We start from the raw sequence: 13,671 nt of genomic DNA, 5'->3' as shown, positions 1-13,671 counted from the left end.
CGGGTTCGAGCGTGCTCGGCCGCTCAGCGTGCCGGCGCGGGCGCGGGCGCGAGCGCTCGTGAGACGACGGCGCGCGTCGCGGTCGGGCGCGCGACGACGTCGAAGCCGGCGCGCTCGAAAGTCGACAGGGTTCCGACGTAGAGGTCGTTCGTGTTCGTCTTGCCGGCAGCATCGGTGTCGATGGGGTACGCCTCGAGGACGCGTGCGCCGTTCTCCGCCGCGTACCCGATCGCGGCGTCGAGGAGCGCGCGCGTCACGCCCTGTCGTCGATGCTCTCGTCGGATCGAGAAGCAGGTCACGGCCCAGACGGAGGCGTCGTCGAGCGGCTCGGCCGACCCGCTCTTGACGATGCGCATGCGGCCGAGGCGGTGCTGCGCCGTACGAGGCCCGACGCGGACCCAGCCGGCGGCCTCGCCATCCGCGTACGCCACGATGCCCGGGGGAGGGCCCGCGTCGATCTCGTCGCGCAGCATCGCCTCGCGCTCGGGCACGGTTGTCCTCCGCCAGTCGGCGTTGCCGAGCATCGGCCAGATGCACTGGCAGGTCCTGCCGTCGCCGCCGCCCGTGAGAGCGGTCTGCACGTCGCCCCAGAGGGCCGGTGTCGCCGGACGTGTCGTGATCTGCACCATGGTCCGACGGTAGCGCTCATCGCCGACACTCGCGGGGTCAGCGCGGTTCGCAGCGCGCTCTGGCACCGGGTAGACTGTTCGAGTTGTCCGCGCTCGCGGGGACGACGGGATGTGGCGCAGCTTGGTAGCGCACCTGACTGGGGGTCAAGGGGTTTACCCCGATCTGGTCGGCCCGAACAACTGAAAATCGATGCCACGGGCTGTGGCGCAGCTTGGTAGCGCACCTGACTGGGGGTCAGGGGGTCGCAGGTTCAAATCCTGTCAGCCCGACAGAAAAGCCCTGATGAGAAGCCATTTTCATCAGGGCTTTGTCATGTCTTCCGACGGGTTTTTGTTGGTCCCCCTCTGGTCCCCTCGCCGAGGCATCGATGCCTGCTCACAGACGTCGGAGGGCATATCTGGCTCTCTGGAGGTCGTTGCCTGTGGATAAGGGGACCAAAAGGGGACCAGAGCCTCCGATCGTGGCTCCCGGCTACCCGTCACAGTGACCTCGAGGCCTCGCGCCGGCTCGTTCTGCTGGCCTTGGCGGATCGGGCAAGGAAGGCGTTGGCCTGCTCCGCAGCGGAGGCGAGATGGCGGTCGTCGGGGTGCAGGTATCCGCGTGTGGTCTCGACGGAGGCGTGGCCGAGGATGTCCTGGAGGACGTGCAGCGGGATGCCTGCGTCCGCCATCCAGGTCGCGCCGGTGTGCCGGAGCCCGTGGCGGGTGAGATCAGGCAGGCCGAGATCGCTGACGATCTGGTCCCAGTTCGTCGCGTCCCGCACGGTCGCGGTCGTGAGAGCGCCGCCCTTCGGGCCGACCAGCAGCCGGTCCTCGGGCTCCTTGCCTTCCGCGAGGCGTTTCAGGATCGGTCGGAGCGGGTCGAGGATCGGGACGCGGCGTTCTCTCCGGCCTTTGGTCTGCTTCGTGATGAGCCCGCCTTTGCCGGGGTAGGTCTGTCGCGCGATCACCACGATGTTCTTGTCGAACCGGACGTCACCGGCCTGAAGACCCGAGACCTCGGATGAGCGCGCGGCGAGGAGGGCGGCGAGCATGACGAAGTCGGAGTACGACTGGTGAATCTTCCCGCAGGCTTCAGCGAGCTTCGTCAGCATTGCCATGTCGGGGATCGCATGGGCACGTGGGGAAGCATCCTCCGCGGGCTGAAGGCGGAAGGCGTTGCGGTTCAGGCTGCGTTTGGCACGGTTCTTCGCCGGGTTGATCGGGATGAGCCCATCGCGCACTGCTTCGTCAAGGACACGTACGAGCGGGGCGATCGAGTTCTTAATCGTCGAGGCCCCGTGCTGTTTCTCCCAGGCGTCGATGGTGCGGTCGATGATCCCGGCGGTGATCTGCGTGACCGGCAGGTGTCCGAGGGCAGGCAGCACGCGGAGCTTGAGCCCGTACCCGTAGGTCTCCCCGGTCGAGGTGGGGTCGAGGCCGCGCGCCCATCGGTCGCCGATCGCGGTGACGAACTCGGTGAGCGTCATGGACACGTCCATGCCCTTGGCCGATGACTGCCGCAGCGAGTCGAAGAACTCATGCGCTGCAGCCTCGTCGGCGACGATCTCGGAGCGGATGATGCGGCGTTTGCTGATCGGGTCCGTCCAGCGGGCACGGGCGCGGATGCCGTAGGAGCGACGTTCCAGGTCGGTGGAGATCCTCACGCCGACCGGAGGTACCGGCTTCGGCTGCGCTTGTGGGAGCGGGTCAGCCTTCCGGGGCATGGTCGTGCTCCAGCCCCGCCAGCCAGGCGTCGACCGCCTCGATGCGGTACCGGGCGATCCCGCCCAGCCGCAGGAACGGCGGCCCCTGGCCGGCGGAACGCCACCTCGACAGGGTTGACTCGGACACCTTGAGATAGGCGGCGATCTCGCGACTGTCCATGAGAGGCGAGACCACGATCGTGGCGGCGTTATCGCTCATGCGACTTCTCCGGTGTTCGGGTCGAGCCCGGCATAGAAGTCGTCCTCGGCCTGGCGGCGCGCGGCGACATCGTCGAGGACGAACTGTACGAAGTCCTGATCCCGGTGAGCGATGATCGTGTCCTCGACTGGACCTGCCGGGTCCTCGCCGGGCCAGGTGGTCTGCCGGGTGGGGCGGTCTCGGTCGAGACGGGTTCCGGAAGCGGCGACCCAGTCGCGGAGCCGCTGGCGGGCGTCGGCGAAGTCGCGATGCCAGCCCAGCGGCGCGGAGCCGTTCTGCTCCGGGTCGTAGGCGGACAGCCAATGCAGGTGCAGCGCGCTCAGCTCCCACACCAGCTCCGGGTGGCGGTGCCAGAACGGCGGAACCACCGAAGCAGGCAGCCCGTAGGTGCGGCGGAGCCAGTCGACCCAGCGGTTCAGCTCCAGCCACTCGGCCTCCGCCTCCTCGCTGGTCAGGAGGTTCCAGTTGATCGGGTGCGGAGGCTCCGGGATCAGCGGCCCGTCGAACTCCTCGGACTCTTCGTCCAGGTCCGGCTCGTCGGTCTCGGGGGCGGTATCGTTCTCGTTCATCACGGTCACCGCCGTTCAGAGCCCGAGCGTCGGGGCGGCGCCCGAGCTCTCGCGATGAGCTGCGCCGGCCGCCTGTACCACAGGCTCCTGCGTCGTGGCGGGCTGGCGGCGGGTGCGGTCGACCTCGTAGCTCGTGCGGGCGAGGTCGTGACCGAGCTTCTTCGCCACGAACTCATCGGCCTTGACCACCTCGCCTTCCGGCGTGGCGCGGTCGTACTCGCGGGTGTAGCCCTCGGCGACGAACTTGTCGCCCTTGGCGAGCCGGTCGTGAGCTCGCTCGGCGGTCTTCTTGAACGCCACGAGGTCGTGGAAGGTCGTCTCGGTCTGCGTGAACGACCCGTCCGGCTCCTTGCGATAGTGCTCCTGCCCGATCTTGGCGTAGAACCGGGCATCGCCACGCTCCGTGTAGGTGAGCTGCGGGTCGGAGGCGATGAACCCCGAGACGGATTCCTGCGTGTGGAGAGCCATCGGACTGCCCCTCTTTCTGACATCGGTGGCGACCCCACGACGGGGCCGCTCTGTCAGGCAGGTGCGCCAGGCGGCTCCTCCGAGCGGTGCTGCAACGTCGCCTCGATGTCGGCCCGGTCAGCGCGCAGCTCTTTCGCGTCGGGCCGGTCGGTCCAGGTCCGCATCCGGGTGACGATGGGCGGTGCGGACCGCAGCAGCACCAGTGCAGTCCCGAACGGGAGGGTGCGGATCGTGTCGGGCGGCATGATCGGCACGCGGCGGATGGAGCGTTGTGCGGAGCGGGAGCCGTGGTCTCCCACCGTGGTGGAGTCGGTCACCTCGTCGCGTTCACCGATGAGCGTGGTGAGGTCATGCAGATCCTTGGAGTTCGACGCTCCGCCGAGGACGATCTTGACGATCGAGGCGTCCCAGATCGCGCCGGCCGCGTTCTCCGACCACTTCTCCCGCGCCTGCGCGAGCGACTGGAGTACGGGCATGGTCGTGATCCCGGTTCCTCCGCCCTCGGCCATGAGCGTCGGCAATGACGGCAAGGGTGCGAGGTTGCCGACCTCATCGAGCGCGAGCAGCAGTGGCGGGTCGAGGCGGGCGCCTGGGCTGGTCGCGGCCAGACGGCGGGCGGCTTCCACGACGTCTTCCACGAACGCCGCCACCAACGCAGCGCTGTTGTTGGCGCCGGCTCCGGTAGCGAGGAGGTAGAGGGTTCCTCGGTCGCGGAGGAACGCTTCGGGGTCGAAGTCCTCGCCCTCGCGCGGCGATACGGCGTCGAGCACGCGCGGGTCTGCGAGCGCGGCGAGGGCGAGCGAGACGCCTTGCCAGATGGAGTCGCGCGTGCGGGGGTCGGAGTCGATCATCGCCTGCAACGAGTCCGCCCACCCGGCCGCGGCTCGCGGGTTCGCGGTGAGGATCGCCACCGCGTCCGCGGCGGTGGAGGGGTCGAGGGTCCAGCGGAACAGCTCCGAGGGCGTCCGGTGGTCGAGGGCGGCAGCATGGAGTAGCGCTTGGAGCGCGGTCCTCGTCTTGCCCTCCCAGAACCCGCCTCCCTCGACCCCGCCGGCCGAGAGACCGGTGCCGGCAGCAAGGCCGGTCGCGCGGATCATCGCCGTCAGCGGGTCCTCACACCCGCGGATGGGTGACCACCTGAGCCCGGCGGGTAGGCCTTTGGCGAGGTGCTGCGGGTCGAACACCGCGACCGGGCCGATCTTCTGCCGGGCGCGGAGGGTAGCGGTCAGGTTGTCCGGCCGCGTCGATGTGGTGACGACCGCGCCAGGCGCGTCCAAGATGGCGTTGATGACAATGTGGGCGCCCTTGCCGGATCGGGGTGGGCCGATCAGCAGGATGCTGTCCTCGACGGACGCCCACACGCTGGTGCCCCGTGAGGCGCCGATCCGGTAGCCGACATCCTGCGGGCGGGGCTTGTTGAGGGAGGGCCGCAGGTGACCCGCCCGGCGCAGCAGCGCCGCCTCTGAGGCGGCCTTGGCGACTTCGCTGCGGGTGGCGATCCCGGCGATGCGGTACGGATCGGTCTTCACTCGGCGGCCGTGCTCGCGGAAGAACCGCCATGCCCACCAGCCGGCCACCCCGGCGCCGAGGACCAGCAGACCGGCGGTGATCCAGTACGCGACGACGTTCAGGCCGGGAGCGTCGAGCGCGGCAGCGGGGTCGCCGGGGTGCAGCAGCACACCCAGGCCCGCGTCGATCCCGCCGGTGGGCTGGCCGGTCCCGGTGATCCAGGCGGCGACGGACCCGGCGCCGCGGAGGATGGCGGCGAGGACCGCGGCGCCGATGAGCAGGCCGATGCCGAGGTTGCTCAGCTCGTCCCCGAGCGACCCCGCAGGTCGGGGCGTGCTCATTGCGGGTGCCCGATCGTTAGGGTCCCGGAGACGCGGCCGAACAAGATGACCTCGCGGGTCGGACTCCTGCTGATCTGGCGGGCCTCGATGAGGCCGCGCATGGTGCCGTCCGGGGCGGCGTCGCCGTGGGCGATGACGACGGCGATCGCCACGTCCTCGCCCGGCACGAACCCCTCCCCGTGCAGCGCGACGAGCCCCGCCGCCGGCCCGCGGGACGGCGGCTCAGATGCTGCCTCTGGATCGGGTTCGGTGCGGCGGCGTCGGCTCGGGGTGATGATGTCGGTGAACACGGTCCCGTCCGCTTCGCGCACCTCGACCCGCACCGGCGAGCGGCGCAGGTCGGTGAGCTGATCGAGGACACGGGCGAAGTCTTCCCGCCGCCACGGCGGTGCGAACGGCTCCGGCTCGAACGGCGCCCTGTCGACAGTGACCGTCATGCGGCCGTCCTCGGTGATCGTGATGGCGACGAGCGGGAGCACGACCGGCACGCCCGCCTCCCGGTGCGCGGGCGGCGTTGAGGGGATGGCGCGCTTGTAGCGGGGCCGGGGCATCACGCCTCACCGCCCGTCATGGGAAGCGTCAGTGTGGATGACGCTTGCTCAGCCTGGGTGAACTTCTGGGCTTCTGCGGTCATGCGGCCGGTCGTATCGAACGCGGCAAGCTCAGCGGGGTGGAGCTGATGCTGCACGACGAAGGAGCGGTCCTTGATCCGCCAGAGCCCCTGCCCGGTCCCGAGACCGGGGAGCAGCTTCTGCTCGGTGCCGGTGAGCCCGAGCGCGAGGGCGGTGGAGCCGAGCTGGTCCGGCTCCTGCCGGTAGACGATCCTGGTCTCGGCGTTCGCCAACAGCGACGAGGCGAGGGCGCGCATCGCGGTCCCGGCATCGCCGACGTTGTCCAGGTCGGAGAGCTTGTGGAAGACGAGCATGTTCGCGATCCCGAAGTGCCGTGCCAGCCTCCACTGGGCGTCCATGCGGCGAAGCAGCGCCGGATACTGCATGAGCCGCCACGCCTCGTCGTAGATCACCCATCTCTGCCCGCCCGCCGGGTCGGACAGGGCGGACTCCATCCATGCGGATGAGCAGGTCATCAGCACCGAGATCAGCGTGCTGTTCTCGGCGACCCGCGACAGGTCGAGCGACACCATCGGCAACGACGGGTCGAACCTGACCGTTGAGGGGCCGTCGAACAGGCCTTGGAGGTCTCCCGCGACGAGCCGACGAAGCGCGTGACCGACAAGACGACCGTCTTCCGCGAGCCGCCCGTCCTCATCGTCCCCCGTGTTGGGGTTGAGGATGCGGTCGACGACCATCGGCAGGATAGGCACCTCGGCGCTACGGACGGCGTCCCGGAGGGCGAGGTCGATCGCGGTGTGCTCCAACGGCGAGAGCGGACGGTCCAGCACGGTCTCCGCGAGGGCGCCGATGAGGTCGCGGCGGCGGGAGGCGACCTGCATCGCCCACGCCGCATCCGACACCGCAGAGGGCCGGTGGCCCTCATCGAGCGGGTTCAGGCGATTGCGCAGGCCGTGGCCGAGGATGATCGCCCGCCCGCCGACCGCCTCCGCGACAGCCGTGTGTTCGCCCTTGGGATCGCCGGGGACGTAGACCCTGCGTCCGAACGGCAGGCTGCGCGTGTACAGCGACTTCGCCAGGGACGACTTGCCGCTCCCTACGATGCCGGCGAGCACGACGTTCGGTGCCGTGATGAGGCCTCGCTGATAGAGCACCCAGGGGTCGTAGACGAACGATCCGCCGCTGTAGAGGTCTTGGCCGACGAAGACGCCCTGGCTGCCGAGGCCGGCTTCTGCGAGGAAGGGGTACTGGCCGGCGAGCGTCGCGGAGGTGTCTTGGTGCTTGGGGAGTCGGAACCGGCCCGGCGTCCGCAACGCCGCAGGCCCGGCCTCGCCGGAGGCGGGCAGGTAGCTCGTGTTGCGGCGTTCGGCCTGCTCCGCCTCCCACTTCGCCTGAGCTTGTACCTTGCGATGCTGGCGGGCATCGGTCTCGACTTTCGCCGCCGCCTGTCTGCGGGCCTTGCGTTCCCGGCGTCGTTCGCCTTCGGGCCCGACGAGCACGGCGGTGTGCAGGCGGCTGTCGTCCTGCCCGGTCACAGCGCCAGCCCCTGGCCCTGCGCGGAGGCGGCGCCGGTGCGGCGGGTGAACCAGTCGGCCCCGTCTCGCGCCCGGCTGACAGCGGGGCCGATTGCGCGCGTGGACTTGTGCGCGGCGCGTTCCGCTTCCCGCCTCGACTCTGATGCGGGTGCGGAGGCTGGGGTGTCGATGCCGAGGAGTGCCGGGTCGGGCACGGTGTCGTGCTTGCGCAGCAGCGAGACGTGCCCGAGGAAGGGGTTGTAGGTGAGCGTGTAGACGTCTCTGATCGCCACCTTGTCGAGCGCACCTGCTGGGGGTTCGTCGTAGACGTACCCGTTCTCGAGCGCGGCCTGCGTCGTCTCCTCGCCGTAGTCGTGCCCGGCCAGGTGCTCGATCGCTGCATCCGTCCCGTCGCGGTCGATCATGTCCAGCACCTCGTCGGCCTCGGAGCCTTCCAGGAACACGACGCTGACCCACCGCATCGCCGGGCCTTCCTCGACGGCAGGTGCGGGGTGCCAGGCGATGCGCCCGGAGTGCTGGGAGGCGGCGTCCAGCCGCCACTCCACGGTGTCCAGCAGGGTGCCGGCCTGGTGCAGCTCGTCGGCAGCCGCGAGGGCCGAGGTCGCACCGGCGGCCTGGTTCCCGGCGTCGTCGTGCGCGATGCCGCGGGAGCGGATGTGGGCGGTGGCGAGCTGGTCGAGCACTTGCCGCAGCGACCTGACGCCGGCGAGCAGATCGCCGATCACCGGGAAGGTGTCGGCGGGACTCTCGAACGTGCGGGTCGCATGGGCCAGGCCCCGCAGCGCGGCGGACGCCTCGGCGGCGTCCGCGAGCGGGTCATCGAAGGTCGGCATGATCAGGGCTCCTCACAGGAAGGCGTGACGGTCGATGAGCAGGTGCGCCGAGTCAGACCGGCCGGCATAGCGGCAGCGCGGCAGCGGTGAACGCCTGTGCCTGCTGGCCGACGAGCCGCCTGGTCTCGCAGGACGCTTGGATCGCCGCCTGCTCGACCGCGGCCACCGCGGCGTCGAGCTCGTCCACGGTCGGCGCGGACACGGAGACGAGTCCGGAGACGCGCAGGACGCCGTGCCCGGCCGTCAGGTCCGCCTCTTGCTGGAGCACGTCGTCCAGCTCGGCGCTGCTAGCCGCGTCTTCGATCTGCCCGATCTTGCGCCGCTGGGCCGCGTCCGAGATGAGCTCCGTCTTCTTCTTCCGCAGATCCCGCGCAGCCTGGTCAGCACGCACCGGGGTGTAGTGCAGGGCGAAGGTGCGCAGGATGCCATTGGACAGCACGAGCGGGGCCAGGAATCCCGGATAGACCGCGGACCTGGGCCATTCGGTGATCCACAGCACCGCATGGTGCGCGGAGTCCGACCGCAGCCGGTCCCAGGTCTCGGTGACCGCGACCGGGCCGGCGGTCGCCAGGTCGCGGCCCAGGTCCCCGTGCCGCTCCAAGGCTGGTGCAGCAGCGGGGTCGTAGGCGGAGCGGAGGACGACGGCGACCTCGCCGGGCGTCAGCCACCCGGTCGACGTGAGCTCGGCCGCGCGCAGCGCCGTGGTCAGCGTGCTCATCTCCTGCCGCAGCACCGCGGCCGCACCGCGTATCCCGCCGCCGCTCGTCCTGATCTGCCGGGCGGCGGCCTTCATGTCGAGCGCGAGCGAGATGGTCGTCGCGTGGCGTTCTCCGGCGGGGCCGGCTCGGTCGATGAGCTCGGCGTAGGTGGTCGCGGCCCAGGAGCCGTCATCAGTGCCGTGCGTGCGCCACCACTCCGCCAGCCCCGTCCCGGAGTCCGGCAGAGTCCGCTCGGACACCTGAATCCGCGCGATCCGCCCGGACCTGCACGCGGCGGCCAGCACGCGGCCCCACCCGGAGACGCGGCGCTGCTGCTCACCCGGATCGAGCAAGACGAAGGCGGGGTGGGAGACACCGAGGATCGCGGTGAGGGTCTGCGCGTGCGGATCGTGGACCATCGCCGCGCCGGTCTCGGGGTCCTCCCACTCCCGCAGGCTCGCCGCATCTCCAGGGAGTGCGAGGGTCCCGGCAGGGCGGGGCTTGATGACGCAGCGCCGGTAGACGAGCTGCCCGAGATGGGTCCGGGCGGCCCAGCGGGCGAGGATCGGCACCCACTCGATCACCTTCCGGCCCCCAGCAGGGATCATCGCGAGCAGGGCGCAGGTCCCCCAGACGGGTGTAGTCCAGGCGAATCCCATCCCGCCGGCGGCGTAGAGGGAGAAGACGACCGTGAGCACCGCAACGCCGAGGACGATGAGCTGCGGCAGGGACAGGCCGAGCATGATGCCGCGCTTGGCGAGCCGGGAGAACTGCACCGGCGCCAGCGGGTAGTCGCTAGTCGAGTTCGTGACCATCAGGGGTTACTCCTTCCCGGCCGGTGCGGATGATGGCGGCGGCGGGTCCTGCCGACGCCGAGGCGCGGGAGACGGCGGCGTGGCCGGAGGCGGTGTCGACGGTGCGGGACGCGGCAGTGTGCCCTGCGACGGAGGCGGGGATGCCTGCTCGGGCGCCGCGCCGGCCTGGCTGTCCGCCGCGCCGCCCACCGCTTTGCCTGCCTTCGGGCCAGCGGTCGCTGCGGCCTTGACCACGGCGGCTCCGACGACCACCGCGGCACCGACAGGCCCCGCGGCCGCACCGGCACCAGCCGCGCCAGCGCCGGCAGCTCCGGCACCCGCTCCAGCCCCTGCTCCGGCACCGGATGTAGCGGCGCCGGTGCCCGCCGTGCCGACTCCCGTGCTGGCGGGGGCCGCGGTCGGTGCGCCGGGAGGAGGAGGTGGGGGCGGTGTCGAGCCTCCGCCCGCGCCGCCTCCACCGCTCGAGGGCTTGCTGCCGGGGTCGGTGCCGCTGTCGAGGACCTTCTTGGCCGTGTCGGCCTGCGGGGCGGACGGCACCGGCACGGGCCGGTTCAGCGCGGACTTCGCCTCCTGCTCGGAAGACATCGCGTGGTACATGTCGAAGCCCACGAACGACAGGAACTTGTAGGTGATGTAGGGCGCGAACGCGGCGATGAACATCAGCACGACGCCCGCGATCGGGTCGGAGATGGAAGCCAGGTCTGCCTCGATCGGCGCCGAGACCTGCCCGATCGCGACGAGGAAGATCACGACGAGGACGAGCTTGGAGAAAATCAGGGCGATCACGAACGCCGCCCACTTGGCGAACCACCCCTTCGTCGCATCCCACGTCGCCCCGGCCAGGGCGACCGGACCGAACACGACCGCCACCAGCAGCAGCGCCTTACGGATCAGCAGGGAGAACCACACGATCGCCGCCGCCGAGATGGCCAGGCCGGCGAGGAAGATAGTCAGGATCGCGCCGACACCGGGGGTTGCGATGTTGATCCCAGCGAGGCCGGTGGCGAGGAGCCCGATCTGGGTCCCCATTCCTTCCATCGTGTTGCCAGTGGCCTGCACGATCCCGACGGCGAGCCGGTCGGTGATTTCCAGCAGCAGCGCGGTAAGCGTGATGACCAGGAAGCTGCCGAGCACGGACTTCGCGAGCCCGAGGGCGGCGCGGGACAGGGCGGTGGGGTCGCGGTGGATGAGGCCGATGATGAGCTGGAGGCAGAAGAACACCAGCATCACGAACACGGCGACGCCGAAGAGGACGTTGTAGACGCCGACGTACTCCGGGCTGGTGACATCCACGAGGGTGGTGGTGTCGAACACGGTCCAGACCGCCTCGAACAGCCACGCGGCAGCACCAGCCATCGCCTGAGCGAGCCAGTCGAACGGCGCCGCGATCAGCGAGGCGGCGCCCTCGCCGACCGCGTCGCACACGGAGGAGATGACCGGGACATCGCAGATACTCACCGCACCTACCCCCGCAGGTGGTGGCGTGCTGTTCGGGTGGTCATCAGACGGCCTGCCCGACGCCCCAGAAGAAGTTGATGAGCGTGACTGCGGCACCGCAGATGATCGCCGCCCCGCACGAGACGAGGACGCCGACCTTCCCGCGCGAGGCGAGGTGCGGGTTGGAGGAGTTGGCGCCGAAACCCCACACGATCGCCGAGACGATCAGGGCGAGGACGGAGAGGATGAGGCCGACCGTCATGACGGCGCCGACGATGATGCGCAGTTGCTCGATACCGGGAAGGCCCGAGCTGTTGGGGTCGATGTCGATCACGATGCGTGCTCCTGACTGTTCACGGGGACGTGGGCTTCTGCCAGTCAGGTGCGCACCCACTCTCTCGCCGTCCGCCAGGGGCGCTCTGTGTGTGGTCTCGCATCGCGGGGTGGCTCGATGGATGAGGCGGGGCGGCATGCGAGCGTCGCGTGGCGCGAGTACATCGACGCGGCCACGGAACAGGGTCCGTGCACTCTCACGCTGTGTTGAGGTGACACGTGATGGCGTGCCCGTTGCACTATGGGAAAGTCGGTGACTGAGAGATTCGGACAGAGCATGAAGCCACGGAGAGCGCAACGGCCACAAGGTCCCCCGGAAGGATCGCCCCCAGCAGCCGCGACCACCGGGAGCGAAGACGTCGCTGACGAACCCTCCAGTGGGACAGCGATTCGCGGGATCGGCAAAGGATTTCGCTGGTACGACCTCCCCTATCTCCTTCTGCGCGGTCTTCAGCGTTCAAACGTGGAGCCGTGGATTCCAGCTCGTTGGCGCGTGAAGATCCGCGAGATGTCGAACTTCCTGTATCAGACGCACCACACGCGTGAACGGCGCCATGGGGACGAGCTCTATCGTTTCGACCAGATAGAGCTGCCTTTGGGGGAGGGCGTGACGATGCCATACGCATCGCTCGTTGAGTACTTCACGGCAAGTGGTGTTCGGGGACTGCACAAGGCGATCCGGCGGTCTGGTTGGGACGGTGCTCGGTTCCTTGGCATGGACCCAGGCGGAACAGAGACGGTCACCTCATCACGCCGCGGCGACGGCCGGACATGGTGGCGGATGGCGGAGCTGACATCGAGGTCAGCCGAGTACACGTCCATCGATGCGCAGCGGGCAAAGCTGCCTGCTGGCGTCAAGAGCATCAGCTTGATAGGCGTGTCGATCGGCAAAGGGATAACCGCCGTCGTAGCCGGGTTCTCACTTGACGAGTCCGTGTCCACTCGACTCAACGAGCAATTGCAGGCATCGCATCAGCACGAAGTGATCAGGAGGAAGGGTCAAATGGCGGTTTCGCAACCGCCGAAAGCCGTCCTGCACTACCGGACACAACGCGCTCGCAGCGAGGTGCATCGCGAGCTCCGTCGTTGGATGAGTCGTACGCTACCCGGAGCTTTCGCACGCGCTCGCCATCCTCAACCCCTCTTCGACGTCATCTTCTTCAACGTCGCTGACCCCGCGGTCGACGATGGACAACCCTCTCGCCGTGAGAATGATGCATTGCGCGCGATGGGACTGCACGAGCACGTTCCGTACCAAGTGACTAGTGAAGAATTGCCGGGACTCCTCCTGCAGGAGCCCGTATCTCGAGACTGGGCACCGGATACTTCGGAGAACGTCTGGTCTCTATGGGGGAATCGCGGCGCGGCAGCCCGCATAACGTCAGGGACTGGGCACTCCGGAGTCGAATCCGCCGGCTACTTCGTAGGTTCTCGATCGACCGACTTCATGGCAAGGTCGGGCCTCACGGCGCTTCTACGCCTTCTACGCAGCAATGCATCTATTGCTCACGACAACGCTCGCGAACTTCACGGTGGTACAAGCAGTCGCGACCTGAAACGGCTTCGCATACGCACCCTCACCACGAGCCTCGATCTCGCGACGCTTGAGGAGGACCTCAAGCTATACAACCGTCGACGATGGAGAGACCGCGAGCCGGTCTTCTATCTCGACTACACAACATGGTTCAAGGAACGGGACAAGGAGGAGGGGCGCAAGCCCCTCAAGCCCGTCAACCTGAACAAGCAAGAACGGAAGAATCAAAGGCGTCTTGCTCGCGAGCTGGTCGAGTTTGACGCGGAGTACCGCGAGGTGCTGAGTACCGTCGCGTCCCTTGGCGCGTCGCTCGATTCACGCCGAGTTCAGCGCGTTGCGATTTGGGTTTCCGTCGTATCGGTGATCGTAGCGCTGGTTACGTTGTGGGCGACACAGGAGTCACCACCGGACCTCGTCGGGCTCAACTGCTCATTCCTAGGAACGCTCGGCTGGGGACTTTGCTGACACACAATACGTTCGTATCGGTCCGATG

13 protein-coding genes and 1 tRNA gene are annotated in these 13,671 nt (G+C 69.0%); 2 read left to right on the top strand and 12 right to left on the bottom strand.

The genetic code is table 11. The features are described 5' to 3' along the window. Positions 1-23: 23 nt before the first annotated feature. Positions 24-629 (bottom strand): GNAT family N-acetyltransferase, encoded by a 606-nt coding sequence (locus tag N8K70_RS11230; protein WP_317138429.1) that lies wholly within the window; start codon positions 627-629, stop codon positions 24-26. A 196-nt stretch (positions 630-825) separates the two neighbouring features. Here N8K70_RS11230 and N8K70_RS11225 point away from each other — a divergent pair. Next, a tRNA-Pro gene (locus N8K70_RS11225) sits at positions 826-899 on the top strand. A 209-nt stretch (positions 900-1,108) separates the two neighbouring features. Here the strand turns inward: N8K70_RS11225 and N8K70_RS11220 are convergent. Genes N8K70_RS11220 through N8K70_RS11170 form a run of 11 tightly spaced genes read right to left on the bottom strand, consistent with a single transcriptional unit; the run spans position 1,109 to position 11,645 of the window. Further along, the gene (locus tag N8K70_RS11220) at positions 1,109-2,275 is read right to left on the bottom strand and encodes a tyrosine-type recombinase/integrase (protein WP_317138428.1); all 1,167 of its coding nucleotides are present in this window, start codon (positions 2,273-2,275) and stop codon (positions 1,109-1,111) included. A gap of 43 nt (positions 2,276-2,318) precedes the next feature. Next, a complete protein-coding gene (locus N8K70_RS11215) occupies positions 2,319-2,534 on the bottom strand; it encodes a helix-turn-helix transcriptional regulator (RefSeq protein WP_317138427.1) in 216 nt (71 codons plus the stop codon). Continuing rightward, positions 2,531-3,103: a hypothetical protein gene (locus N8K70_RS11210; RefSeq protein WP_317138426.1), complete on the bottom strand. Its 573-nt coding sequence runs from the start codon at positions 3,101-3,103 to the stop codon at positions 2,531-2,533. Before N8K70_RS11210 ends, N8K70_RS11215 begins: the two co-directional genes overlap by 4 nt. A gap of 15 nt (positions 3,104-3,118) precedes the next feature. Beyond that, positions 3,119-3,571, bottom strand: a complete 453-nt coding sequence (locus N8K70_RS11205; RefSeq protein ID WP_317138425.1) for a single-stranded DNA-binding protein — start codon at positions 3,569-3,571, stop codon at positions 3,119-3,121. A 53-nt stretch (positions 3,572-3,624) separates the two neighbouring features. Beyond that, positions 3,625-5,421, bottom strand: a complete 1,797-nt coding sequence (locus tag N8K70_RS11200; RefSeq protein ID WP_317138424.1) for a type IV secretory system conjugative DNA transfer family protein — start codon at positions 5,419-5,421, stop codon at positions 3,625-3,627. Then, positions 5,418-5,972: a hypothetical protein gene (locus tag N8K70_RS11195; protein WP_317138423.1), complete on the bottom strand. Its 555-nt coding sequence runs from the start codon at positions 5,970-5,972 to the stop codon at positions 5,418-5,420. The genes N8K70_RS11200 and N8K70_RS11195 overlap by 4 nt, the downstream gene beginning before the upstream one ends. Continuing rightward, positions 5,972-7,528, bottom strand: coding sequence for an ATP-binding protein (locus N8K70_RS11190; RefSeq protein WP_317138422.1), 1,557 nt, complete (start codon positions 7,526-7,528; stop codon positions 5,972-5,974). The genes N8K70_RS11195 and N8K70_RS11190 overlap by 1 nt, the downstream gene beginning before the upstream one ends. Continuing rightward, the gene (locus tag N8K70_RS11185; RefSeq protein ID WP_317138421.1) at positions 7,525-8,361 is read right to left on the bottom strand and encodes a hypothetical protein; all 837 of its coding nucleotides are present in this window, start codon (positions 8,359-8,361) and stop codon (positions 7,525-7,527) included. Before N8K70_RS11185 ends, N8K70_RS11190 begins: the two co-directional genes overlap by 4 nt. 52 nt (positions 8,362-8,413) lie before the next feature. Next, positions 8,414-9,874: an SCO6880 family protein gene (locus N8K70_RS11180; RefSeq protein ID WP_317138420.1), complete on the bottom strand. Its 1,461-nt coding sequence runs from the start codon at positions 9,872-9,874 to the stop codon at positions 8,414-8,416. A gap of 6 nt (positions 9,875-9,880) precedes the next feature. Further along, on the bottom strand, positions 9,881-11,332 hold the full coding sequence (locus tag N8K70_RS11175) for a conjugal transfer protein TrbL (RefSeq protein WP_317138419.1): 1,452 nt from the start codon (positions 11,330-11,332) through the stop codon (positions 9,881-9,883). Between the two features lie 43 nt (positions 11,333-11,375). Then, the gene (locus tag N8K70_RS11170; protein WP_062764860.1) at positions 11,376-11,645 is read right to left on the bottom strand and encodes a DUF6112 family protein; all 270 of its coding nucleotides are present in this window, start codon (positions 11,643-11,645) and stop codon (positions 11,376-11,378) included. Between the two features lie 492 nt (positions 11,646-12,137). Here N8K70_RS11170 and N8K70_RS11165 point away from each other — a divergent pair, with 492 nt between their 5' ends. Then, a complete protein-coding gene (locus N8K70_RS11165) occupies positions 12,138-13,643 on the top strand; it encodes a hypothetical protein (protein ID WP_317138418.1) in 1,506 nt (501 codons plus the stop codon). The last annotated feature ends 28 nt before the right edge of the window (positions 13,644-13,671 follow it).

Source organism: Microbacterium sp. AB, from assembly GCF_032878875.1.
GTDB lineage: Bacteria > Actinomycetota > Actinomycetes > Actinomycetales > Microbacteriaceae > Microbacterium > Microbacterium betulae.
This window is presented reverse-complemented; position numbering and strand designations above follow the sequence as displayed.

Bases quoted from the DNA above. Each gene is read 5' to 3' on its own strand.
- N8K70_RS11195 (WP_317138423.1), bottom strand. From the start codon at position 5,972: ATGCCCCGGCCCCGCTACAAGCGCGCCATCCCCTCAACGCCGCCCGCG.
- N8K70_RS11230 (WP_317138429.1), bottom strand. From the start codon at position 629: ATGGTGCAGATCACGACACGTCCGGCGACACCGGCCCTCTGGGGCGAC.
- N8K70_RS11180 (WP_317138420.1), bottom strand. From the start codon at position 9,874: ATGGTCACGAACTCGACTAGCGACTACCCGCTGGCGCCGGTGCAGTTC.
- N8K70_RS11200 (WP_317138424.1), bottom strand. From the start codon at position 5,421: ATGAGCACGCCCCGACCTGCGGGGTCGCTCGGGGACGAGCTGAGCAAC.
- N8K70_RS11185 (WP_317138421.1), bottom strand. From the start codon at position 8,361: ATGCCGACCTTCGATGACCCGCTCGCGGACGCCGCCGAGGCGTCCGCC.
- N8K70_RS11215 (WP_317138427.1), bottom strand. From the start codon at position 2,534: ATGAGCGATAACGCCGCCACGATCGTGGTCTCGCCTCTCATGGACAGT.
- N8K70_RS11205 (WP_317138425.1), bottom strand. From the start codon at position 3,571: ATGGCTCTCCACACGCAGGAATCCGTCTCGGGGTTCATCGCCTCCGAC.
- N8K70_RS11210 (WP_317138426.1), bottom strand. From the start codon at position 3,103: ATGAACGAGAACGATACCGCCCCCGAGACCGACGAGCCGGACCTGGAC.